The sequence below is a fragment of the Streptacidiphilus sp. ASG 303 genome (assembly GCF_020991365.1).
Lineage (GTDB): Bacteria > Actinomycetota > Actinomycetes > Streptomycetales > Streptomycetaceae > Peterkaempfera.
Genome location: NZ_JAJLRA010000036.1, coordinates 24075 through 46877 on the forward strand (window position 1 = coordinate 24075; position 22803 = coordinate 46877).

Below are 22803 nucleotides of genomic sequence, written 5' to 3' on the forward strand. Positions count from 1 at the left end.
CGTGCGCCGCCGGGCCCGCCCTCCGCCCGGCCGTCCGCCGCCCGGTGCCGCGGCCTCAGGCCCGGCGGCCCGGCCGCCGCCCCGGGGGCTGCTTCGGCTCCGGCCGGGCCGCCGGGGCGGGCACCGGCAGCGTCTGCGGCGCCTTGTCCGAGACGGTGACCGGCCGCCCGTAGTGGTTCACCTCCAGCGGCGCCCCCTCGACCATCGTGTAGGTGGTGACCGAGTCGGTGATCTCCACCCGCAGCCGCCGCCCCCGCACCATCACCGTGAAGGCCAGCCGCGCCAGCTTCTCCGGGAGGCTCGGCGCGAACGACAGCACGCCCTCCCGGTGCCGCATGCCGCCGAAGCCCGCCACCAGCGCGATCCAGGTGCCCGCGAGCGAGGCGATGTGCAGGCCGTCGCGGGTGTTGTTCTCCAGGTCCTTGAGGTCCATCAGCGCCGCCTCGCCCAGGTAGTCCCAGGCGAGCCGCAGGTGGCCGACCTCGGCCGCCATCACGGCCTGGCAGCAGGCCGAGAGCGAGGAGTCCCGCACGGTCAGCGCCTCGTAGTAGGCGAAGTTCCGCGCCTTCTGCTCGTCGTCGAAGGCGTCGCCGCGCAGGTACATGGCCAGCACCAGGTCGGCCTGCTTGACCACCTGCTTGCGGTAGATGTCGAAGTACGGGAAGTGCAGCATCAGCGGGTACTGGTCCGGCTTCGTGGCGGCGAAGTCCCATACCTGGTGGCCGGTGTAGCCCGCGGACTGCTCGTGCACGCCGAGCGCCCCGTCGTACGGCACCGTCATGGACTCGGCGGCGTCCCGCCACGCGGCGGTCTCCTCGTCGTCCACGCCCATCGCCGCCGCCCGCTCGGTGTGGCGCTCCACGGCGTCGGCGGCGGCCCGCAGGTTCGCCTGCGCCATCAGGTTGGTGTACGTGTTGTCGTCCGCGACCGCGCTGTACTCGTCCGGGCCGGTCACCCCGTCGATGTGGAACCGGCCGTGGTGGTCGTGGTGGCCCAGGGACCGCCACAGCCGCGCGGTCTCCACGAGCAGCTCCACGCCGGTCTCCCGCTCGAAGTCCTCGTCGCCGGTGGAGGAGACGTAGCGCACCACCGCGTCGGCCACGTCGGCGTTGACGTGGAAGGCGGCGGTCCCGGCCGGCCAGTACGCGGAGCACTCCTGCCCGTCGACGGTCCGCCACGGGAAGGTGGCGCCCTTCAGGCCCAGCTGGCGGGCCCGCTGCCGGGCGGCGGGCAGCGTGGACTGGCGCCAGCGCAGCGCCTCGGCCACGGCGTCGGGCGAGGTGTAGGTGAGCAGCGGCAGCACGAACGTCTCGGTGTCCCAGAAGGAGTGCCCGTCGTAGCCGGAGCCGGTCAGGCCCTTGGCGGGGATGGCCCGCTCCTCGGCGCGGGCACCGGCCTGCAGCACGTGGAACAGGGCGAACCGGACGGCCTGCTGGATCTCCGCGTCGCCCTCCACCTCCACGTCGGACCGGGCCCAGAAGTCGTCGAGGTAGCCGCGCTGCTGGTCCACCAGCCCCTGCCAGCCGGTGCTGCGGGCGGCGGCGAGCGCCGCGTCCACCTGGTCGCGGACGGCGGGCCGCGAGCGGACCTTCGACCAGCCGTAGGAGACGAACTTCTCCACCCGCAGCGCCTGCCCCGGCTTCAGCACCGAGGTCACGGTGAGCCGGGCCACGTCCGGGCCGCTCTCGCCGGAGGTGCGGGTGGTGTCCGGCCCGTTGACGACGTGGTCGGCGGCGCAGGCCACCCGCAGGCCGCTGTTCTCCGTGCGGTGCAGCAGCCGCAGCCGCAGCTCCTTGGCGAAGTCCTCCTCGTGCCGCAGCGGCGACCTCAGGGCCGCCGAGACCCGCGGGTCGCCGCCGGTGTCCGGCAGCTCCTCGTTGGCGACCAGCTCGGACTGCAGGACCACCCGCACCTCGGAGTCCAGCGGCTCCACCTCGTAGCCGATCGCGGCGATCGACCGCTGGGTGAAGGAGACCAGCCGCGTCGAGCGGACCTGCACGGTCCGCCCGGCGGGCGAGGTCCACACGACGGTGCGGTGCAGCAGGCCGGAGCGCAGGTCCAGCACCCGCTCGTGGGAGCGCAGCCGCCCGTACCGCAGGTCGAACGGCTCGTCGTCGACCAGCAGCCGGATGACCTTGCCGTTGGTGACGTTGATGACGGTCTGGCCGGACTCCGGGTAGCCGAAGCCCGCCTCCGCGTACGGCAGCGGCCGCAGCTCGAAGACGCCGTTGAGGTAGGAGCCGGGCAGGCCGTGCGGCTCGCCCTCGTCGAGGTTGCCGCGCCAGCCGACGTGGCCGTTGGAGAGGGCGAAGACCGACTCGCTCTGCGGCAGCACGTCCAGGTTGAGCTCGGTCTCCCGCAGGCTCCACGGCTCGACGGCGTAGGAGGGATGGGTGATCACCGCCGGTCCTCCAGCAGCTCGGCGAGGTCCTGGACGACGGTGTCCGCGCCGTGCTTCCGCAGCGCGTCCGCCTGGCCGACCCGGTCCACGCCCACCACGTACCCGAACCGCCCGGCGCGGCCCGCGTCCATGCCGGCCAGCGCGTCCTCGAAGACGGCCGCCCCGTCCGGCTCCACGCCCAGCTCGCGGGCGCCCTCCAGGAACGTGTCGGGGTGCGGCTTGCCCGGCAGCCCCTTCTCCTTGGCCACCACGCCGTCGACCCGCACCTCGAAGAGGTGCTCGATGCCGGCCGCGACCAGCACGTCGCGGCAGTTGGCGCTGGAGGAGACCACGGCGGTGCGCAGGCCCGCGGCCCGCACCGCCTCCGCGAACCGCACCGAGCCGGGGTAGGCCTCCACGCCGTCCTTGCGGATCCGCTCCAGCACCAGGTCGTTCTTGCGCCGGCCGAGCCCCTGCACGGTGTCCTTCTCCGGCGGGTCGTCCTCCGAGCCCTCCGGCAGCCCGATGCCGCGGGAGGCGAGGAAGGAGCGCACCCCGTCGGCGCGCGGCCTCCCGTCGACGTACTCGTCGTAGTCGGCGACCGCGTCGAACGGCCGGAAGCCGTCGCCGTCGCGCCGCCGCAGGAAGTCGTCGAACATCTCCTTCCACGCCGCCGCGTGCACGACGGCGGTCTTGGTCAGCACCCCGTCGAGGTCGAACAGGCAGGCCCGGATGCCGTCCGGGAGACCCAGCTTCGTCATGCCTCACCCCTCCCCGGACAGGGCGCACCGCATGCCGGGCGGACCGGGCGGCGGTCCGCCGTCCGGGCGGGGGGCGCGGGAGCGGCTCACCCTCCCATGGTTCGGTGGACCCCGGCCCCCGGCAACCGGGGCAGGGGACGCGCCGGGCGTCCGCGCCCCGCCGGTCCGCGCACCGGCCGTGCCCGTCCCCCGGCCGGCCCTCCCCGCGATCCGCCCGCCCGGGGCGGTGCCCGCCCGCACCGGGGACGGGGGACGGGAGGCCGGGGGCGGGCCGGGCGGCGGGGGAGCGCGGGCGGCGGCGGGACGCACGGTCCGCGCACGCCCTGGAGGTTGACGGTACGTCAGCGTACGATGGCCCCGCTGCCTGAGGGGGGAGGGGCGATGGAGTCCGGTGAGGTGCTGATCTCCGTCGAGGGGGCGGGAGCGAACGCCGACGCCGTCGGGGCGCTGGACGCGTGGCTCGCCGGCGAGCGCGAACAGGGCCTCGGCGACCGGCCCCGCCGGACCGTGCCGCGGGACGACGGCGAGCCCGTCCAGGGCCTGCTCGCCGACATCGCCGTCAACCTCGGCACCGGCGCCGCGACCGGCCTCGTCGGCGTCCTCCTCCGCTCCCTCCACAGCCACCTGCGCAACCAGCCCGACCCCGACCGCACCCTCACCGTCCGTCTCCGCGACGGTGGAGCGGTCACCCTGACCGGCCGGGACATGGACCAGGGGCAGTTCGAGGCGATGGCCCTGCGGATCCTGCAGGGCCTGGACGCGGACGGCCGACCCGGATAGCGGCGGCATGCCGGGCTGGCTCCCGTCCCCCGCCGACTCGCGCGCGCTCCTGATCGGCGCGGGCGCCTACCCGGCCAAGGGCTTCCCCGACCTGCCCCAGGCCGCGGAGGACCTCGCCGAGCTCCGCTCCGCCCTCGGCGACGGCGAGCACGCCCTGCTCCTGCCGCGCCGCGTCACCGTCCTGTCCGACCCCGAGCTGCCCGGCGACGTCTTCGCCGCCGTCCACCGGGCCGCCGCCGACACCTCGGAGCTGCTGCTCGTCTACTACGTCGGCCACGGCTACGTCGACGCCGACGGCGAGCTCTTCCTCGCCGTGGGCGGCTCCACGAAGGACACCGCCCGCCACAGCGCCGTGCGCTGCTCCGACCTGCTGGAGAAGCTCGCCGACGCCCGCGTCGAGCGGTTCGTCCTCATCCTCGACTGCTGCTTCTCCGGCAACCTCCTCGACGGCCCCCTGCCCGCCCGCCGCCCCTTCGCCGTGCTCACCTCCTCCCCGCACAACCGGGAGGTCTCCACCGGCCACGGCCGCCTGACCCCCTTCACCGAGCAGCTGGTCCACGTGCTGCGCCACGGCGTCTCCGAACCCCGCGGCCACGCCACCGTCCAGGCCGTCGGCCGGGAGCTGGAGGCCCTCTCCCGCGTCCACCAGCCGCCGGACACCGTCTACCCCTGGGCGCCCACCGAGGTCTCCCACCAGGCCGGCGACACCGTGCTCTCCCTCGCCCGCGGCCCCTCCGGCGACCTGGGACGCGCCCTCACCACCCTGCACGGCCTGCTGCGGCGGGCCACCGGCCACCTCGCCTCCGCCTGGCAGTGGTTCTTCGGCCGCGGCCGGCCCCGGTACCGCCGCGTGCTCGGCATCGCCCTCGCGCTCTGCCTGCTCGCCGCCGGCGGGGCCGCCGCCCGCTCCGCCCTGCGCCCCGGACCGTGCCCGCCGCCGCTGGAGATGCGCGTCCTCACCGCCCCGGAGGAGACCGGCCCCCTGTCCGGCGTCGCCGACGCCTACGAGCGCTCGCCCGCCAACCACCGCGACACCGGCGACGCCCGCGACTGCCGCACCGCCCACCTCACCGTCTACGGAGCCGGACTCGACGCGGTCGCCCGGGCCTTCGCCGACCCCGCGGCCTGGGACAGCCCCGACCGCGACACCCTCACCGAGGTCGGCCCCCAGCCCGACCTGTGGATCCCGCAGTCCTCGGCCGAACTGCAGTACGTCGCGCGGCGGGTGCCCGCGGGCTACGGCGGCCTGCTCGGCACCGGGCGGTCCGTCGCCGGCAGCCCCCTCCTCCTCGCCGTCCCCGACCGCGCCCGGCGCGCCCTCGGCCTCGGCCCGGACGGCACGCCCGCCTCCTGGCCGGGCCTGATCGACCGCTGGCTCGGCCTGCGGGCCGCGCGGAGGGAGACGCCCGTGCTGCTGCGTCCCAACCCCACCGTCTCCGGCACCGGCCTCGTCCACACCCTCGGCCTCTACCGCGCCCCGGCCGGCGACCCCGGCGCGCTCCCCGTCTCCGACGACGAGCGCCTCCTGCCCGACCGGCGGATCAACGACCTGGAGCGCACCGTCATCGGGCAGGGCCGCTCCGCACAGGACGGGTACTGGGCCCTGTGCGAGCTCCGCCGCGGCTACGACCCCGCCCGCGGCGGCTACGGCGACACCGCCGCCCTCGTCTCCGCCCGGGAGCTCGACGCCATGGACGCGGGCGCGCCCCTCGGCGACGGCTGCCCGGACGCCGTGCCGTCCGCCGCCCGCGAGCCCGGCCGCCGCCTCGACCGCCACCCGCTGCGCGGCGTCCCCGCCCTGGACTACCCCCTCGTCCCCGTCACCTGGCCCGGCGCCGCCGACGCGGAGCGCCGCCGCGACACCGCCGACCGCTTCCGCGCCTGGCTCACCGGCCCGGACGGGCGCGCCCGGACGGCGCAGGCCGGCTACGGCGCCCCCGCCGGACCGCCCGGCGAGCTCAGCGCGTACGGCGTCGACGTGCGCGTCGACCGGTACCGCCGGGCCCACCCCGACCTGCGGCTGCTGGTCCTCTTCGACGTGTCCGACTCGATGGGCGAGGCCGGGCGGCTGCAGGAGGCCGCCCGTGCCGTGGAGTCCGCCCTGCGCCGCCTTGCCCCCGGCGACGTCTACGGCCTGCGGACCTTCCCCACCGGGGACGGCCCCGACCGCGTCCGCGACGTCCGGGCCCTCGGGGCCGCCGTCCCGGACACGCCCTCCTGGGCGCTGCCCCGCCTGCGGCTCGCCGGGATCCGCACCACCGACCTCTACCGCGCCCTCGGCGGCGCGCTCGACACCCTCCACGACGCGGGCGGTGACCGGCAGAACGCCGTCCTGCTCGTCACCGACGGCGACTGGCTCCCCGACCGGCCCGCGGCCGGGCGCGCCGCCGCACTGCGCGGCCTGGAGGAGCGGCTCGCCCGGGAGGACGTCCCCGTGATCGTCGCCGCCATGCGCCCCTACGGCTGCGCCCGCGAGGCCCAGGCGATCGCGGCGGCCTCCACCGGCGGCGGCTGCGCCGCCTCCGGCTCCCTCGCCGCCGCGCTGCCGCGGATGGTCGCGGGGCTGACCAAGGGAAGGGTGGGACCGTGACCCGCAGCACCGCCCCCGGACGCACCCGGCCCCGCCCCGGTCCCTGGCGGCGGGCCGCCGCCGCCCTGCTCGCCCTCGCCGTCCTGCCCGCCGCCGCCTCCTGCACCGGCACGCCGCCGGCCGGTCCCGCGGCGCCCGGGCCGGACGCCGCGGACCGGACCCTCACCGTCGCCACCGGCAGCGACCTCTCCGGCACCGGCGTGCGCCGACGGCTCATCCTGGACTGGGCCGCCCGCAACCGCGTCCGGGTGCGGATCGTCCGGCTCTCCGACGACGCCGACCGCCAGCGCAGCCAGCTCGTCGCCGCCCTGCAGTCCCGGACCGGCCGCTACGACGTGGTCAACCTCGACGTCACCTGGACCGCCGAGTTCGCCGACGGCGGACTCATCCAGCCGCTGCACGGCAGCGGCTTCGCCGACCTCCTCGACCACGACACCTGGCCCGCCGTCGCCGGCACCGCCCGCCGCGGCGGCCGCATCTGGGCCGTGCCGTGGAACACCGACGTCGGCCTGCTCTACTACCGCCGCGACCTGCTCCCCCCCGACCGCTACCCCCCGCCCCGGAGCTGGGACGACCTGGCCGCCGCCACCGCCCGCTTCGCCCGCTCGCCCGAGCGCGCCCTCCCCGCCGGGCAGCACGTCAGGGCGGGCCTGCTCACCCAGCTCAAGGAGTACGAGGGGCTCACCGTCAACACCCTGGAGGCCGTCTGGCGGGGCGGCGGCCGGGTCGTCGACGACCGCGGCCGGGTCGCCGTCGGCAGCGCCGCCGCCCAGGCGGGCCTCGACAGCCTCCTGTACGCCCGGCGCGACGGCGGCGGCGGCCTGCCGCTGCTGGGCGCCGACTCGCTGCGGGCCGACGAGTCCGCGAGCCTCCGCCGCTTCCTCGCCGGGGAGTCCCTCTACCTGCGGAACTGGCCCTACGCGTACGGGCAGCTGAAGGACGCCCGGGACAAGCCGGAGGACCGCTCGGCGGCCGGACGCGCCGACTACGGCGTCCTGCGGCTGCCGTGGGCCTCCGCCCTCGGCGGCCAGAACCTCGCCGTCGCCGCCGGCAGCGCCCACCGTGCCCTCGCCGAGCAGCTCGTCGCCGACCTGACCGGCCCGCAGGCGGAGCGCTGCCTCTTCGCTGGCGGCTTCGCCCCCGCCCGCCCCTCCGCCCTCACCGGCCGGTGCCGCCCCGGCGACCCCGCCCCCGACCCCGCCTACACGGCGGCGCTGAGGGACTCCCTCGACCGGGCCAGGGCCCGCCCCGCCACGCCCTACTACGCGGCCTTCACCCGGGACGTGCAGGACACCGTCGCGGCGGTGCTGCGCGGGACCGCCCCCGCCGCACCGGCCGCCACGGTCCTCGCCGACCGGCTCCGCAGGTCGCTCTCCGGCCACTGAGCCGGTGCCGCCGGGCGGACCGGCGGGACGGGGCACGACCCGTCCCGCGCGGCGCCGCGGGCCGGTGCGTCAGCGGCCGGCCGGCGGGGTGACGGTGAGGCCGCCGGCGCTGCTGGTGGGCCCGGAGGGGGCCCCGTGGCCGAGGACGCCCTCCAGGACGTCGGCGGCGGTGCGGGCGTCCGGCCCCCCGGCGGGGCCGGTCCGCTCCGCCGCGTGGGCGGCGCTCGGGGCGGTCAGGGAGGCGACCACGCCGACGGCGAGGGACGCGACGGCGAGCATGCTGCGCTTCTTCATGCCCCGCTCAACGCCCCGGACGGCCGATCGGTCACGGGCGTCCGGCCGCTCGTCCAGGGGCGCCGCCGCATCCGCGGGGGCGCGGTGGGTCACGCGGGGGCGCCCGCCCCGCCGCGACCGGCCGCCCACGTCCCGTACGCCTCCCACGCCTCCAGCGTCCGCCGGCTCTCGAAGCGGCGCCGCACCCCCGTCAGCGGGTCGGTGAACTCCAGGACCCGGGCCAGCAGCTGCAGCGGCCGGGTGAAGTCGTCCGGCGCGGGCTCGGGCAGCACCACCGGATACACCGGGTCGCCCAGGATCGGCACGCCCAGGCCGCTCATGTGCAGCCGCAGCTGGTGGGTGCGGCCGGTCGCGGGCAGCAGCCGGTACCGGGCGAGGCCGCCGCGGCGGTCCAGCAGCTCGACCCGGCTCTCGCTGTCGGGCTCGCCGGGGACCTCGTAGGCCGCGATCACGCCGCGCTCCTTCACGATCCGGCTGCGCACCGTCCGCGGCAGCGCCAGCCCCGCGTCGTACGGGGCCACCGCCTCGTACTCCTTGTGCACCAGGCGGTCGCGGAAGAGCGCCTGGTACGCGCCGCGCAGCTCCGGCCGCACCACGAACAGGGCGAGCCCCGCCGTGAGCCGGTCCAGCCGGTGCGCCGGGCTGAGCAGCGGCAGTCCCAGGTCGCGGCGGAGCCGGGCCAGCGCGGTCTCGGTCACGTGGCGGCCGCGCGGCGTGGTGGCGAGGAAGTGCGGCTTGTCGGCCACCACCAGGGCGTCGTCCCGGTGCAGGACCTCGACGGGGAAGGGCACCGGCACCTCGGCGGGCAGCTCCCGGTGGAACCAGACGTACGCCTCCGGCACGAACGGCGCGTCCGGGGCCAGCGGCCCGTCCACGCCGACGAAGGCCCGCTCGCGCAGCATCGCGTCGATCCGCCCCGGCGCCACCGCGGGCAGCCGGTCCACCAGGTGGTCGCGGACCGTGGCCCACGGGCCCTCGGCGGGCAGCCGCAGCCGCACGGGGTCGATCCCGTCGCGCTGCGGCAGCGGTGCCTGCGGCACCCGGGGCTTGCGTCTCATCTCGCCCGCAAGCCTACGGGCCCCGGACCGGAGGGCGCGTTGCCGCCCGGGCGCCCGGGCCGGGAGCCCCGCCCGGACACCCGGGCCGGCCGGTGTCCGACCGGTGCCGGCCGGCACGGGCCGTCCGATATCCGGGCGACACCGGCGCCGCCCGGTGTTAGGTTCCGACCCCATGACCCCGCTCGACGAGAACGACCTCCGAGGATCCTTCGTCAACTGCTCCAAGGGCGAGGCGCGCAGGCTGTGGGTGCCCCGCGACCTGGCGTCCCTGCCCTGGGCCGACCTGGACTTCCTCGGCTGGCGCGACCCCGGCGCCCCCGACCGCGGCTACCTGGCCGCCGAACACCGCGGGGTCCTCACCGGCGTCGTGCTGCGCGCCCCGCAGGGCGCCCGCCGGAGCCTGCTGAGGACCACCGTCTGCTCGGTCTGCGTCACCGCCCACCCCGGCTCCGGCGTCTCCCTCTTCGCCGCGCCCCGGGCCGGTGCCGCGGGCCGCCAGGGCAACACCGTCGGCACGTACCTCTGCGCCGACCTCGCCTGCCCCCTCTACGTGCGGGGGAAGCGGCGGACCGGCCTGGGCGCCCGGTACGAGGAGACGCTGACCGTGGAGGAGCAGGTCGCCCGCATGACGGACAACCTGCACGCCTTCCTCGACCAGGTCCTCGCCGCGGCGTAGCGCCGGCCGCGCCCGACCCGCCGCGCCGCCCGCGCGCCGGGCCAGGCGCGCGGGCGGCGCGGCGGCATGCTGGGGCCATGGCCACCGGCTTCGTCGTGCTGACCGCGCTCCTGGCCGCCCTCTGCTTCGCCGTGGCGGCCGTGCTCCAGCAGGAGGCCGCAGGCGCCGAGCCCGGGGCGGAGTCGCTGCGGCCCCGGCTGCTGCTGCGGCTGGCGCGCCGCCCCCTCTGGCTGGCCGGGATCGCCGTGGCCGCCCTCTCCTACGGGATCCAGGGGGCGGCGCTGGCCTTCGGACCGCTGGTGCTCGTCCAGCCGCTGGCCGCCACCGACCTCCTCTTCGCCCTTCCGCTGGTCGCGTGGCGCCACCGGATGCTGCTGACCCGGACCGACGCGGTGGGCGCGGTCTGCACGGCGGCCGGCGTGGCGGCCTTCCTCGCCGTCCTGCCGTCACCCGGGCCGGCCCGGGTGCCCCCCGCGTCCGCCTGGCTGCCGCCGGCCGCCGCCGCCACCGCGCTGGCGGCGGTGCTCGTCGCCGCCGGGCTGCGCGGCGGCGGCCGGGCGCGCACCCTCCTGTAGGCGGCGGCGGGCCGGGCTCTGCTCCGCCCTGCTGAACGGCCTCACGAGGAGCACCGCGGTCCCGGCACGCGACGAGGGCCCCTGGGTGCTGGGCCGCTGGCAGCCGTACGCGCTGCTCCCCGTCGGCGTCCTCGGGCTGCTGCTCGCCCGGAGCTCCTTCCAGGCCGGTTCGCCGGCCCTCGCCCTGCCCGTGGTCGACACCCTGGAGCCGGTCGGCAGCGTGCTGGTCGGCGCGGCCGTCCTCCACGAGCGGCCGGCTCCCTCGGCGGCCTTCCTCGCCGTCCAGGGGCTGGGCGCCGCGCCGGCCGTGGCGGGGATCGCCGTCCTGGACCGCCCGCCGCTCGTCCGCGGCGGTGCGCAGCCGGGTGCGGCTCAGCAGAGCTCGACGGCCACCACGTAGTTGGCGTTGAAGCCGTAGCCCGCGAAGGTGATGACGTCGCCCGGATCGGCCTCCCGGCAGGGGCTCACCGTGCCGTCGGTCTGCTCGATCTTCAGGGTGTGGTGCTCCGCGCAGCCGTTGGTGACGAGGGTGTACCGCCAGCTCTCGGCCCAGGTCACGCAGGACGGAGCCCGGGTCGCGGTCGGCGTCGGCTCCGCGGTCGGCGTCTGCGTCTGCGTCGGCTCCGCGGTAGCGGTGGCGGTGGCGGTGGCGGTCGGCGCGGGCGTGGGCTCCGCCGTGGCGGTCGGGTCCGGGGACGGCTCCGCGGTGGCGCCCTGCGTCGGCGTGGGCGCCGCGGTGGCGCTCTGCACGGGGGTCGGCTCCGCGGTGACGGTCTCCGCCGGGGCGGCCTGCGCCGGTGCGGCGGTGAGGGCTGCGGCCGCGGTGACTGCTGCGGCTGCCGCGAGGCCCGCGAAACGTCGTGCGGTCGAGCTGCGCATGGGAGTGCTCCTCCTGGGTCGGTCGTGCCCGGTCCGCCGGTGGTCCCCCGGCGTCACGACGACCCTAGGCCGCTCTGCAATTTCTTGCAGCAACTTGCAGAAAGTTGCGCAAGAACCGGCCGGGCCCCTGCCGCCCCCCACCGGGCACGGCCCCGGAACCCCTGCTCGACCCCGCCCGCGGAACGGCCGGAAAACACCCCCGGAACCGGGACTACCGCTTGTGGACGACCGCCACCGGGCACTCCGCGTGGTGCAGGACCGCCTGGCTCACCGCCCCGAGCAGCAGCCCCGTGAACCCGCCGCGTCCCCGCGCCCCCACCACCAGCAGCTGCGCCTCCCGCGACGCCTCGATCAGCGCCGGGCGCGTCCTGGTCCGCAGCAGCCGCTCCTCCACCGCCACCCCCGGCCGGTCCGCCCGGGCGCCCGCCAGGGCCTCCGCCATCAGCCGCTCCTCCTCCGCGGCCACCAGGTCGGCGTCGAACGCCAGCGGCAGCATGTCGCCCGGCCCGCCGGAGACCGGCCCCGTCCAGGCGTGCAGCGCGACCAGCGGCACGCCGCGCAGCTCGGCCTCGGCGAACGCGAAGTCCACCGCCGGGGCGCTCGCCGGCGACCCGTCCACACCGAGCAGGACCGGACCGTCGGGTTCCGGCCGTCCGCGGACCACGAGGACCGGGCAGCCCGCGTGGGCCGACAGCTGCACCCCGGTCGACCCCAGCAGCAGCCCGCCGAACCCGCCCAGCCCCCGGTCGCCGACCACCGCCAGGTCCGCCCCGCGCGACTCCTCCACCAGCACCGCGTCCGCCGAGCCCGTCACCACCTCGCCGGTGGCCTCCACACCGGGCGCGGCCTTCCGCGCGTGCTCCAGGGCCTCGCCGACGATGCGCCGCGCCTCGTTGCGCAGCCCGCCCTCCGGCGGCCCGACCGCCGACGGGCTGAGCGACACCGGGAAGTACGGCCAGAGGAAGCCGTGCACCACGCGCAGCGGGCAGTGCCGCAGCAGCGCCTCGCGGGCCGCGACCGCCACCGCCTGCAGGCCGCACGCCGAGCCGTCCGCCCCCACCACCACGCCCGTCACGGCCGGCCCCCGGCCGCCGTCGCGGTGCGGGCCGCGGTGCGGTCTGCGGGCCCGGCCCGCCCGGTCCGCCGCCGGGTCCGCTGCGGGGTCCGCCGCCCGGCCCGTCGTCCGTCCTGCGCTCCGGTCTGCAGCTGCATGATCCCGTCCTCCGCCTCGTGGCCGGTCCCGCCCTGCTCCCTCCAGCCTCACCCGCCCCACCTGCCCGCGCCAGGGCCGTCCGTCCCTGCCTGCCCGCCCCCTCGCGGGCCTGCCGGACCCCCGCGGGCCCGGACCGGCCGTGCCCTTGACGGCGGGGGCGGGCCCGGCAGGATGGGCCCATGAGCCTCGACATCGACCGCGTCCGCGCCTGCTTCCCCGCCCTCGCGTCCGGCACCGCCCACTTCGACGGCCCCGGCGGCTCCCAGGTCCCCCGGCAGGTGGCGCAGGCGGTGGCGGACACGCTCTGCGGCGGCCTCGCCAACCGCGGCACCGTCACCGCCGCCGAGCGGCGCACCGAGGCCGTGGTGGCCGGGGCCCGCGCCGCCGTCGCCGATCTGCTGGGCTGCCGGGCCGAGGGCGTGGTCTTCGCGCGGTCCATGACGCAGGCGACGTACGACATGGCCCGGGCGCTGTCCCGGCAGTGGCGTGCGGGCGACGAGGTCGTGGTGACGCGGCTGGACCACGACGCCAACATCCGCCCCTGGCAGGCCGCCGCCGAGGCGAGCGGCGCGATCCTGCGGTGGGCGGACTTCGACCCGGCGACGGGCGGTCTCACGGTGGACGACGTGGCGGCCGTCCTCTCCCCGCGCACCCGGCTGGTGGCCGTCACGGCCGCGTCCAACCTGTTCGGCACCCGCCCGGACGTCCCGGCGATCGCGGAGGCGGCGCACGCGGTCGGCGCGCTGGTGTACGTGGACGGCGTCCACCTGACGCCGCACGCGGCGGTCTCGACGGCGGAGCTGGGGGCCGACTTCTACGCCTGCTCGCCGTACAAGTTCTTCGGCCCGCACCACGGCCTGCTGGCGGCCGACCCCGGACTGCTGGAGACCGTGCGCCCGGACAAGCTGCTGCCGTCCAGCGACGCCGTGCCCGAGCGGTTCGAGCTCGGCACGCTCCCCTACGAGCTGCTGGCCGGGACGGCCGCCGCCGTCGACTTCGTCGCGGACCTGGCCGGGCCGGCGGGCGGGTCCGGGGAGCCGGGGGAGTCCGGCAGGTCCCGCCGGGCCCGGGTGCTGGAGTCGATGCGGCAGGTCGAGGCCCACGAGGAGGAGCTCTTCGGCCGCCTCCTCGACGGCCTCGCGGCGCTCCCCGGCGTCACGCTGCACGGCGCGCCGAAGCGGCGCACCCCCACCGCGCTCTTCTCCGTCGCCGGGCACGCGCCCCGGCAGGTGTCCGAGCACCTGGCCGGGCTGGGGGTGAACGCCCCGGCCGGCAGCTTCTACGCCGTCGAGGCGGCCCGGCACGCCGGGCTCGGCGACGCGGGCGCCGTCCGGGCCGGCCTCGCGGCCTACACCTGCGCGGAGGACGTGGACCGCCTCGTCGAGGGCGTGGCGCGACTGGCCGGTTGACGGCCCGTCAGTCCTGCGGCGGGGCCGGGCGGCCGTGCCCGGTCCCGCCCGCCGTGCGCCCGGGGCCCGCGCCCCGGTCCGCCGTGTCCGCCGTGTCCGCCGCGCCCCGGGGGGCGGCCGGGCGGGCGCCGTCCTCGTCGAGGTAGGTCGCCAGGCCGCGGACGATGATCTCCAAGCCGGCCTCGAAGCGCTGGTCCTGGTCCTCGTCGGCCATCACGCCGGAGAGCGCGGTGAGGTGGGGGAAGCGGTCCGGCGGCAGCGAGGCGAAGTACGCCTCCATCTCGGCCCGCATCCGCTCCCAGGCGGCCGTGCCGTCCCCGCCGTCCTGCGCGGCCAGGCGCGCGGCCCACATCTCCTCCTCCAGGGTGAAGCCCTCCAGGTAGGTGGAGAGCATGTCGCCCACGACCGCGGTGATCCGGTCGGGGAGGCCGGCGTTCCGGAAGAGGGCCAGCATCCGCTCCAGCTGGGGGAGCAGGCCGGCGGTGAAGGGGACGTGGGCCATGGAGATGCGCGCCATGTCGCGGTGGGCGAGCAGCCGGGCGCGTCCCGCGCGGGCGAACTCCTTGATCTGCTCCTGCCACCGGTCGGGGTCGGGGTCGGGGATCTCCAGGCCCGCGAACATCCGCTGGTACATCAGCTCCAGCAGCTCGTCCTTGCTGCTGACGTGGGCGTAGAGGGCGGACACGGCGGTGCCGAGCTCGGCGGCGACCCGGCGCATGGTCAGTCCGTCGAGGCCCTCGCGGTCGAGGACCTCGTAGGCGGCGTCGACGACGCGCTCGGGGGTGAGCGGGACCCGCGCCGCCGGCCGCCTGCGGGGCGACCGCTCCCAGGGGGTGGCGGGGAGGGTGTCGTCGCTGGCCGGGCCGGTGCTCATCGGTCCAGTGTAGGACGCGCGGTGAACGGTGATCGGAGCGGGAGAACACCGGTCCGAGAAGCGATATATCTTGTCTGGTGCGCACGTCACGCTATATCGTGGAGAACGTTGTTCGCCGAATGAACAGCGATCGGCTATGGTGAACGTCGTTCACCGACTCGGGGAGTCCCCATGACCAGTACCGGTGTCGCGCTCGACAGCGCCCCGGCCACCCAGCCCGCGCCGTACCGGTGGCGCTGGGCAGCCCTCTTCGTGATCCTGGCCGCCGAGGTGATGGACCTCCTCGACGCCGTGGTCACCAACATCGCCGGCCCCTCCATGCGCGCCGACCTCGGCGGCGGCGCGAGCACCGTCCAGTGGCTGGGCGCCGCCTACACCCTCGCCATGGCCGTCGGGCTCATCACCGGCGGGCGGCTCGGCGACATCCACGGCCGCCGCCTGATGTTCCTGGTCGGCGCCGCGGGCTTCACCGCCGGCTCGCTGCTCTGCGCCGTCGCGCAGTCGCCCGGGATGCTGATCGGCGCCCGCGTCGTGCAGGGCCTCTTCGGGGCGGTGATGCTCCCGCAGGGCCTCGGCATGATCAAGGAGATGTTCCCGCCGAAGGAGATGCAGGCCGCGTTCGGCCTGTTCGGGCCGGTCATGGGCCTGTCGGCGGTCGGCGGCCCCATCCTCGCGGGCTGGCTCGTCGAGGCCGACTACGCCGGCACCGGCTGGCGGATGATCTTCCTGATCAACCTGCCGCTCGGCGCCGCCGCCCTCCTCGGCGCGCTCCGCTTCCTCCCGCGCGGCCGCTCCCCGCAGGCCCCCGGGCTGGACATCCCCGGCATGCTGCTGGCCTCACTGGCCGCCTTCCTGCTCGTCTTCCCCCTGGTCCAGGGGCGCGAGCACGACTGGCCGCTCTGGGCGTTCGCGATGCTGGCGGCCTCCGCGGCGGTCTTCGTCCTCTTCGGCCGGTACGAGTCCCGGCGCAGCCGGGCCGGCGGCGACCCCCTGGTCGTGCCGACCCTCTTCCGCAAGCGGGGCTTCAGCGGCGGCATGGCCGTCGGGCTCGTCTTCTTCTCCGCCATGAACGGCTTCATGCTGGTCTTCAGCCTCTACACCCAGATGGGCCTCGGCTACTCCACGCTCCGCGCCGGACTCGCCATGGTGCCCTGGTCGGGCGGCATGGTGGTCGGCTTCGGGCTGGCCCAGGCGGTCCAGCGGTTCGGCCGCCGCGTCCTGCACGGCGGCGCACTCGTCATGGCGCTCGGCGTCCTCGGCGTCTGGTTCACCCTGGACCGCGCCGGCGCCGGCGTCACCCCCTGGCAGCTCACCCCCGCCCTGGTGGTCACCGGCATCGGCATGGGCCTGCTGATGGCGCCGTTCTTCGACATCGTGCTGGCCGGGGTGGAGCAGCACGAGACCGGCTCCGCGGCGGGCACCATGACGGCGATGCAGCAGCTCGGCAGCGCGTTCGGCGTGGCCCTGCTCGGCACCGTCTTCTTCGGCCTGCTGGGCGGCGGCGTCGCCTCGGCCGCCGACGACGCCGCGCCCGCCCTGCGGGCGCGGCTGGCCGCGGCCCAGGTCACCGGCGCCGCGCAGGACGCCCTCGTCCGGGGCCTGCACGACTGCGGCCGCGACCGGGCCACCGCCAAGGACCCCGAGGCCGCGCCCGCCTCCTGCGCCCGGCTGGAGCGCGACGCCCGGGCGGCCGCCGCCTCCCCGCAGGCCGGCGCCGCGGTCGCCCGGGCCCTGCAGGACACCGGCAGGTCCGCCTTCCAGGTCGGCTTCGGCACGGCGATGAAGACGGTCCTGTGGGTCGTGGACGGGATGCTGCTGCTGACCTTCCTCGTCGCCTTCCTGCTGCCGAGGAAGGCCCGCGAGGACGGCGAGGGGGCCGGCCACTGACGGCCGGCGCGGGCGGGCGCGGACGGGCACGGATGGCGGGGCCGGGCACGGAGGGCGGGGCCGGGACGCCGCAGGGTGTCCCGGCCCCGCCGCGCTGCCGGAGGCCGGCCCCGCCGCGCTGCCGGAGGCCGGCCCCGCCGCGCTGCCGGAGGCCGGCCCCGCCGGGGCCGGGGGCGGGGCGGCCGGTCAGCCGCGGGGCGGCCGGTCCGCCGCAGGGGACAGGGCCTGCTCGAGGGCGTCCATGACGGACCGCCAGTGCCGCCGCCGCTCCTCGCGTCCGGCGGCGTCGGCGAGGCGCTCCTGGTGGAAGCGGACCGTCGCGCCCTCCCCGCGGGGGGTGACGGTGACCTGGACCGTGGACTCGGCGCCCGGCCCGGCGGGGCGCCGGGTGAGGCGGACACGCGATCCCTCGTGCCGGGAGCGGAGTTCGCCTGACGTGCCGTCGGCCGCCGTCCACGCCGCCCCGCGCTCCGAGGGGAGGACGGCCCCGTGGCCGAGCCACAGGGCCGTCCCCTCGGGGGAGACGAGGAACCGCCAGACGGCCTCCGGGGGGAGGGGGAGCGTGCGGGAGACGCCGATCTGAAATCCGGCGTCCCGGGTCAGTCCGGTGGGGCGGGTCGGTCCGGTGGGGCGGATCACGGTCCGGTCCTTCCGTCGGCGGTGTCCTCGGACGCGGGGCCGGCCGGTGCCGCCGTCCCCCCGGTGGCGCGGCGGGCGCGCAGCGCCCGCGTCTTGCTGCGGTTCCCGCAGCGCTCCATGGCGCACCAGCGCCGCCGCCCCGGCCGGGAGGCGTCCACGAAGACGAGGAAGCAGTCGTGGGCCGCGCACTCGCGGATCCGGTCGGCGAGCGGACCGGTGAACAGGTCGACCGCGTCGCGGGCGACGGTCGACAGCGCACCGGTCCCGTCGGCGGGCAGCTCCCAGACGCGGGTGCGGTCGGCGCCGATGCACGGGGCGAGCGGCGGGGCGGCCGCGGCGCGGTTGACCTCCGCCAGGTCCCCGGGTCCCCAGGGGCCGCCGCCCGCCGCGGCGCGGGCCAGCCGCCACAGGGCGTCGCGCAGCCGCCGGGCCGTTGCGAGCTCCCCCGGGGAGACGCGGACGTCGCCGGGGCCGACACCGAGCCGGGACAGGGTCAGCCAGCGGGACAGGTCCTCCGGCGCGTGCAGCACCTCGTGGCGGGCCAGAGGTCCCGGACCGCCGGTGGTGAGGAGCTCCAGGCACAGCGCGCCGGGGTCGAAGAGGTACCGGGTGCCCTCGGGGGAGCGGAGGACCAGGCCGGTGCTTGCCGCCGCCGTCATGTCACCAGTATAAGTGGTTGCACCGTCGGGTGGACAGGATCCCGGGACCCGCAGGACGCCGGAGGACCGCATGGCCGTGCACTGGAAGCTCGTCGTCGACTGCGCCGACCCCCTCGCCCAGGCCGCCTTCTGGGCCGAGGCCCTCGGCTACGAGCGCGAGGACAACAGCGCCCTCGTCAAGCGGCTGCTCGCCTCCGGCGTCGTCGGCGAGGAGCAGACCGTCCTCGTCGACGGCCGCCGAGCGTGGCGGCACGCCGCCGCCGTGCGCCACGCCGAGGACCCCGTCGATCCCGCCACCGGCACCGGACTCGGCCGCCGCCTGCTCTTCCAGGCCGTCCCCGAGGCCCGGGAGGACAAGCGGGCCAAGAACCGGCTCCACCTCGACCTGCACGTCGGGGCCGCGCGTCGCGACGCCGAGGTGGAGCGCCTGAAGGGGCTCGGCGCCGCCGTCCTCAGAGTCGTCGACGAGGTGTCCGGCAGCCACGTCGTCCTCGCCGATCCGGAGGGCAACGAGTTCTGCGTGCAGTGAACCCGGGCCGGCCGCCGCCTCGGCGGCGGCGCGCCCCGCAGGACGTGGCAGGCTCGGGGGCATGCACGCCCCGCCCGACCCGGCCCCCGCCCCGCCCGCCGACCGCGGCCCCCTCCCGGCCCCCGCCCCGCCCGCCGACCGCGGCCCCGCCGCCCTGCGCAACCCCGTCGGCGCCCACGTGCCGGTCGCCGGCCGGGGGCTGGTCGGGACCGGACTGGCCTACGCGCGCCGGATCGGCGCCGAGGCGGTGCAGGTCTTCGTCGCCAACCCGCGCGGCTGGGCCACCCCGCCGGGCGACCCCGGGCACGACGCCGCCTTCCGGGACGCCTGCGCCCGGGACGGCATCCCCGCCTTCGTCCACGCCCCCTATCTGATCAACTTCGGCTCGGACAACGCGGCGACCCGCGAGCGCTCCACCGCCTCCCTGCGCCACTCGCTGCTGCGCGCCCACGCCATCGGGGCGCGCGGCGTCGTGGTCCACACCGGCTCGGCCGTCGGGACCGCCCCGGGCGGCGGCTCCCGGTACGCGGAGGCGATGGCGCAGGTCCGGGCGGACGTGCGCCCGCTGCTGGACGAGCTGGACGGCCTCGGCGACGACGCCCCGTGGCTGCTGCTGGAGCCCACCGCCGGCCAGGGCCGCTCGCTCTGCTCCCGCATGGAGCACCTGGCCGCGTACGCGGACGCGCTCGACCGCCACCCGAGGGTCGGCGTCTGCCTCGACACCTGCCACGCCTTCGCCGCCGGGCACGACCTGGCCGCGCCCGGCGGGATGAAGGAGGCGCTGGACCTGCTGACGGCGGCCGCGGGCGAGGGGCGGCTGCGGCTGGTCCACGCCAACGACTCGAAGGACGTCGCGGGCGCCCGCAAGGACCGGCACGCCAACATCGGCAGCGGGCACATCGGCGCCGAGCCCTTCCGCGAGCTGTTCGCCCACCCGGCGACCGCGGGCGTGCCGCTCGTCGTCGAGACCCCCGACCACGAGGGCGGCGGGGCCGGGCACGCGGCCGACGTCGCCCGGCTCAAGGAGCTGCGGGACCGCGGCTGACCGGCGCGCCGCACCGCCCGGCGGCCCCCGGCCCCCGCACCCCTGTACGCGGGGCGGGCGCCGCCCTACGCTGCCCGTCGTGCCAGGACCAGGACCAGGACCAGGACCGGGACCGGGACCGGGACCGGGACCCGGACCCGGATCCGCGGGGCGGCGGGAGCAGCGCGGGAGGGGCGGCGGTACCGTCCCCCCGTCCGCACACGGGCCCTCCGCGCGCCCGCGTCCCGTCCGCGGGGCCGCCCGGTGAGCGCGCCGGCCGTCCGCACCGAGCGGGCCGGGCCGGTCACCACCGTCGTCCTCTCCCGGCCCGCCGCGCGCAACGCGGTGGACGGCCCCACCGCGCAGGCACTGGCCGAGGCGTTCGAGGACTTCGACGCGGACCCCTCGGCCTCGGCCGCGGTGCTGTGGGGCGAGGGCGGCACCTTCTGCGCCGGGGCGGACCTCAAGGCCGTGGGCACCCCGCGCGGCAACCGCCTGGAGGCCGGCGGCCGCGGCCCGATGGGCCCCACCCGCCTGCGGCTCGGCAAGCCCGTCGTCGCCGCCGTGGCCGGGCACGCCGTGGCCGGCGGCCTGGAGCTCGCCCTCTGGTGCGACCTGCGGGTGGCCGCCGAGGACGCGGTCTTCGGCGTCTTCTGCCGCCGCTGGGGCGTGCCCCTCATCGACGGCGGCACGGTGCGGCTGCCCCGGATCGTGGGCGCGGGCGTCGCGATGGACATGGTGCTCACCGGCCGCCCCGTCGACGCGGCCGAGGCGTACCGCATCGGACTGGCCAACCGCGTGGTGCCCGTGGGCCGCGAGCGGGAGGCGGCGGAGGAGCTGGCGGCCGGCCTCGCCCGCTTCCCGCAGACCTGCCTGCGCGAGGACCGGCTCTCCCTCCTGGAGCAGGAGGGACTGCCCGAGGCGGAGGCCCTGGCCGGGGAGTGGCGGCACGGGCTGCGGTCCCTGGCCGCCGACACGCGCGCCGGGGCGGCGCGCTTCGCCGCCGGCGCCGGGCGCGGCGGCTCCTTCGACGGTGCGGGCGGCGCCTGAGGGCGGGCCCCGCCCGGCTGCTGCGGCGGAGCGTCCGCCGCCGCCCGCCTGGCCTCGGGGCCGCCGTCCGCCGGGCCGCCGTCCGCCGGGCCGCCGTCCGCCGGGCCGCGGTGCGGCGGCCGGGAGCGCCGGCGGGGCGGCGCACGCCGGCGCGGTGCCGGTGTGCGCCGCCCCGGGCGGAACGCGGGTGCGGTGGTGCGGGGCCGCGGGAGGCGGCCCGCCCCCGGCGGGGCGTTACCGCGCGTCCCGGTCGAACGTCGAGGCCGACCAGCGGTAGCCGAGCACGCTGAGGCCGAGGCACCAGGCCAGGGCGATCCACCCGTTGCTGCCGACGGGGGTGCCGAGGAGGAGCCCGCGCAGGGTCTCGATGACGGGCGTGAAGGGCTGGTACCGGGCGACGGGCTGGAACCAGCCCGGCATGGAGTGCAGCGGGACGAAGGCGCTGGAGATCAGGGGCAGCAGGATCAGCGGCATCGCGTTGTTGCTTGCGGCCTCCGCGTTCGGGCTGACCAGGCCCATGCCGACCGCGATCCAGGTGAGCGCCAGGGCGAACAGGACGACCAGCCCGAACGCCGCGAGCCATTCCGGGGCGGTCGCACCGACGGAGCGGAAGCCGATCGCCACGGCGACGGCGCCGACGAGGACCACGCCGGCGACCGACTGCAGGACGCTGCCGACGACGTGTCCGACGAGCACCGACGGGCGGTGGATGGCCATGGTGCGGAAGCGGGCGATGATGCCCTCCGCCATGTCGGTGGAGACGGAGACCGCGGTGCCGACCACGGTGGAGCCGACGGTCAGCAGCAGGATGCCCGGCACGACGTAGGCGATGTAGGCCGCGCGGCCCGCGCCGCCGCTCATCGCGTTGCCGAAGACGTAGACGAAGAGCAGCAGCAGCATGACCGGGGTGAGCAGCAGGTTCAGCGTGAGGGAGGGGTAGCGCCGGGCGTGCAGCAGGTTGCGGCGCAGCATGGTGGACGAGTCGCGCACGGCGAGGGAGAGGGAGCTCATCGCAGGGCCTCCGTGGACCGGTTCGGCTGGTTCGGCAGGTCGGGCGCGCTGCCGCTGTCGGTCAGGGCGAAGAACACGTCGTCGAGGTCGGGGGTGTGCACGGTCAGCTCGTCCGCCTCGACGCCGGCGGCGTCGAGCCGGTCGAGGACGGAGCGCAGCTCGCGCTGGGTGCCGTCGCTGGGGATCTGCAGCGCCAGCGCCTCGTCGTCCCGCGCGGCGCCGGGCAGCGCGAGGGCGGCGGACCGGTGGGCGGCCGGGTCGGTGAAGCGGAGCCGGACGTGCCCGCCGGGGACGAGCCGCTTGAGCTCCCCGGCGGTGCCCTGCGCGGCGATCCTGCCGTCGTGGAGTACGGCGATGCGGTCGGCGAGCTGGTCGGCCTCCTCGAGGTACTGGGTGGTGAGGAAGACGGTGACCCCGCCTGCGACGAGCTCGCGGATGATCTGCCACATGGTGTGGCGGCTGCGCGGGTCGAGGCCGGTGGTCGGCTCGTCGAGGAAGATGATCCGGGGGGAGCCGACCAGGGTCATGGCGATGTCGAGGCGGCGTTTCATGCCGCCGGAGTAGGTGGAGGCGGGCTTCCTCGCGGCCTCGGCCAGGTCGAAGCGCTCCAGCAGCCCGGCGGCGACCCGCCGCCCCTCGGACCGGGGCAGGTGGTGGAGGTCCGCCATGAGGAGCATGTTCTCCTCACCGGTGATCAGGTTGTCGACGGCGGAGAACTGGCCGGTGACGCCGATCGCGGCGCGTACCGCCTGGGGCTCGGCAGCCAGGTCGTGGCCGCCGACGTGGACGGCGCCGGTGCCCGGGTCGGCGGGGACGAGGGTCGAGAGGATTTTGACGACGGTGGTCTTGCCGGCGCCGTTCGGGCCGAGCAGGGAGAAGACCGTTCCCTCGGGGACGGCCAGGTCGACGCCGTCGAGCACGACCTTGTCGCCGTAGGACTTCCGCAGCCCGTTCGCCGCGATGGCCAGGTTGGTCATGAGGGTGCTCCTTCAGGGGCCGCGGGCGGTCAGAGGCTGCGGGCGGTGATGTCGCCGTGGTCGGTGGTGGCGCGGATGTCGAGTGCGGTGGTGCCGTCGTTCCTCAGGGCGTTGCTGATGCGGCCGTGGCCGGTGCCGGCGTCGAGGGCGGCC

At 77.4% G+C, this 22803-nt stretch carries 22 protein-coding genes; 11 read left to right on the forward strand and 11 right to left on the reverse strand.

What is annotated here, in order from left to right; translation table 11 throughout:
* Nucleotides 1-55: 55 nt before the first annotated feature.
* Nucleotides 56-2401: a glycoside hydrolase family 65 protein gene (locus tag LO771_RS27440; RefSeq protein ID WP_230747467.1), complete on the reverse strand. Its 2346-nt coding sequence runs from the start codon at nucleotides 2399-2401 to the stop codon at nucleotides 56-58.
* The gene (locus tag LO771_RS27445; RefSeq protein ID WP_230747472.1) at nucleotides 2398-3141 is read right to left on the reverse strand and encodes an HAD family phosphatase; all 744 of its coding nucleotides are present in this window, start codon (nucleotides 3139-3141) and stop codon (nucleotides 2398-2400) included. The genes LO771_RS27440 and LO771_RS27445 overlap by 4 nt, the downstream gene beginning before the upstream one ends.
* 381 nt (nucleotides 3142-3522) lie before the next feature.
* Between LO771_RS27445 and LO771_RS27450 the strand changes: the two genes are divergently transcribed.
* The 3 genes from LO771_RS27450 to LO771_RS27460 are packed head-to-tail and all read left to right on the forward strand — an operon-like array spanning nucleotide 3523 to nucleotide 7896.
* A complete protein-coding gene (locus LO771_RS27450) occupies nucleotides 3523-3921 on the forward strand; it encodes a hypothetical protein (protein ID WP_230747473.1) in 399 nt (132 codons plus the stop codon).
* Between the two features lie 7 nt (nucleotides 3922-3928).
* Nucleotides 3929-6511 (forward strand): caspase family protein, encoded by a 2583-nt coding sequence (locus LO771_RS27455; protein ID WP_230747474.1) that lies wholly within the window; start codon nucleotides 3929-3931, stop codon nucleotides 6509-6511.
* Nucleotides 6508-7896 (forward strand): extracellular solute-binding protein, encoded by a 1389-nt coding sequence (locus tag LO771_RS27460; RefSeq protein WP_230747475.1) that lies wholly within the window; start codon nucleotides 6508-6510, stop codon nucleotides 7894-7896. Before LO771_RS27455 ends, LO771_RS27460 begins: the two co-directional genes overlap by 4 nt.
* Before the next feature lie 69 nt (nucleotides 7897-7965).
* On the opposite strand, the gene LO771_RS27465 is transcribed toward LO771_RS27460, so the two are convergent.
* The gene (locus LO771_RS27465; RefSeq protein ID WP_230747478.1) at nucleotides 7966-8190 is read right to left on the reverse strand and encodes a hypothetical protein; all 225 of its coding nucleotides are present in this window, start codon (nucleotides 8188-8190) and stop codon (nucleotides 7966-7968) included.
* Nucleotides 8191-8279: 89 nt separating this feature from the next.
* Complete coding sequence (locus LO771_RS27470; RefSeq protein ID WP_230747479.1) at nucleotides 8280-9248, reverse strand: pseudouridine synthase; 969 nt, start codon at nucleotides 9246-9248, stop codon at nucleotides 8280-8282.
* A gap of 172 nt (nucleotides 9249-9420) precedes the next feature.
* On the opposite strand from LO771_RS27470, the gene LO771_RS27475 reads away from it, so the two are divergent.
* The 3 genes from LO771_RS27475 (at nucleotide 9421) to LO771_RS27485 (ending at nucleotide 10899) form a co-directional block, all read left to right on the forward strand.
* On the forward strand, nucleotides 9421-9924 hold the full coding sequence (locus tag LO771_RS27475; RefSeq protein WP_230747480.1) for an FBP domain-containing protein: 504 nt from the start codon (nucleotides 9421-9423) through the stop codon (nucleotides 9922-9924).
* Between the two features lie 77 nt (nucleotides 9925-10001).
* Nucleotides 10002-10499, forward strand: a complete 498-nt coding sequence (locus tag LO771_RS27480; RefSeq protein WP_230747481.1) for a DMT family transporter — start codon at nucleotides 10002-10004, stop codon at nucleotides 10497-10499.
* Between the two features lie 85 nt (nucleotides 10500-10584).
* A complete protein-coding gene (locus tag LO771_RS27485) occupies nucleotides 10585-10899 on the forward strand; it encodes a hypothetical protein (protein WP_230747482.1) in 315 nt (104 codons plus the stop codon).
* Here LO771_RS27485 and LO771_RS27490 read toward each other — a convergent pair.
* Both LO771_RS27490 and LO771_RS27495 read right to left on the reverse strand, forming a co-directional pair.
* On the reverse strand, nucleotides 10872-11378 hold the full coding sequence (locus LO771_RS27490; RefSeq protein ID WP_230747483.1) for a hypothetical protein: 507 nt from the start codon (nucleotides 11376-11378) through the stop codon (nucleotides 10872-10874). The genes LO771_RS27485 and LO771_RS27490 overlap by 28 nt on opposite strands.
* Nucleotides 11379-11589: 211 nt before the next feature.
* The gene (locus LO771_RS27495; RefSeq protein ID WP_230747484.1) at nucleotides 11590-12453 is read right to left on the reverse strand and encodes a universal stress protein; all 864 of its coding nucleotides are present in this window, start codon (nucleotides 12451-12453) and stop codon (nucleotides 11590-11592) included.
* Between the two features lie 317 nt (nucleotides 12454-12770).
* On the opposite strand from LO771_RS27495, the gene LO771_RS27500 reads away from it, so the two are divergent.
* The gene (locus LO771_RS27500) at nucleotides 12771-14000 is read left to right on the forward strand and encodes a cysteine desulfurase-like protein (protein WP_230747485.1); all 1230 of its coding nucleotides are present in this window, start codon (nucleotides 12771-12773) and stop codon (nucleotides 13998-14000) included.
* A gap of 7 nt (nucleotides 14001-14007) precedes the next feature.
* On the opposite strand, the gene LO771_RS27505 is transcribed toward LO771_RS27500, so the two are convergent.
* Nucleotides 14008-14874, reverse strand: a complete 867-nt coding sequence (locus LO771_RS27505; RefSeq protein WP_230747486.1) for a TetR/AcrR family transcriptional regulator — start codon at nucleotides 14872-14874, stop codon at nucleotides 14008-14010.
* A gap of 171 nt (nucleotides 14875-15045) precedes the next feature.
* On the opposite strand from LO771_RS27505, the gene LO771_RS27510 reads away from it, so the two are divergent.
* On the forward strand, nucleotides 15046-16761 hold the full coding sequence (locus LO771_RS27510; RefSeq protein ID WP_230747487.1) for an MFS transporter: 1716 nt from the start codon (nucleotides 15046-15048) through the stop codon (nucleotides 16759-16761).
* Between the two features lie 186 nt (nucleotides 16762-16947).
* On the opposite strand, the gene LO771_RS27515 is transcribed toward LO771_RS27510, so the two are convergent.
* Both LO771_RS27515 and LO771_RS27520 read right to left on the reverse strand, forming a co-directional pair.
* Complete coding sequence (locus tag LO771_RS27515) at nucleotides 16948-17400, reverse strand: SRPBCC domain-containing protein (RefSeq protein WP_230747489.1); 453 nt, start codon at nucleotides 17398-17400, stop codon at nucleotides 16948-16950.
* Complete coding sequence (locus tag LO771_RS27520) at nucleotides 17397-18059, reverse strand: ABATE domain-containing protein (protein WP_230747491.1); 663 nt, start codon at nucleotides 18057-18059, stop codon at nucleotides 17397-17399. The genes LO771_RS27515 and LO771_RS27520 overlap by 4 nt, the downstream gene beginning before the upstream one ends.
* 70 nt (nucleotides 18060-18129) lie before the next feature.
* On the opposite strand from LO771_RS27520, the gene LO771_RS27525 reads away from it, so the two are divergent.
* The 3 genes from LO771_RS27525 (at nucleotide 18130) to LO771_RS27535 (ending at nucleotide 20662) form a co-directional block, all read left to right on the forward strand.
* On the forward strand, nucleotides 18130-18588 hold the full coding sequence (locus LO771_RS27525) for a VOC family protein (protein ID WP_230747493.1): 459 nt from the start codon (nucleotides 18130-18132) through the stop codon (nucleotides 18586-18588).
* A 154-nt stretch (nucleotides 18589-18742) separates the two neighbouring features.
* Complete coding sequence (locus LO771_RS27530; protein WP_230747500.1) at nucleotides 18743-19633, forward strand: deoxyribonuclease IV; 891 nt, start codon at nucleotides 18743-18745, stop codon at nucleotides 19631-19633.
* Between the two features lie 243 nt (nucleotides 19634-19876).
* Nucleotides 19877-20662 (forward strand): crotonase/enoyl-CoA hydratase family protein, encoded by a 786-nt coding sequence (locus tag LO771_RS27535; RefSeq protein ID WP_230747495.1) that lies wholly within the window; start codon nucleotides 19877-19879, stop codon nucleotides 20660-20662.
* A gap of 234 nt (nucleotides 20663-20896) precedes the next feature.
* Here the strand turns inward: LO771_RS27535 and LO771_RS27540 are convergent, their stop codons facing one another.
* Nucleotides 20897-21673, reverse strand: a complete 777-nt coding sequence (locus LO771_RS27540) for an ABC transporter permease (protein ID WP_230747496.1) — start codon at nucleotides 21671-21673, stop codon at nucleotides 20897-20899.
* Nucleotides 21670-22650 (reverse strand): ATP-binding cassette domain-containing protein, encoded by a 981-nt coding sequence (locus LO771_RS27545; protein ID WP_230747497.1) that lies wholly within the window; start codon nucleotides 22648-22650, stop codon nucleotides 21670-21672. Before LO771_RS27545 ends, LO771_RS27540 begins: the two co-directional genes overlap by 4 nt.
* Between the last annotated feature and the right edge of the window lie 153 nt (nucleotides 22651-22803).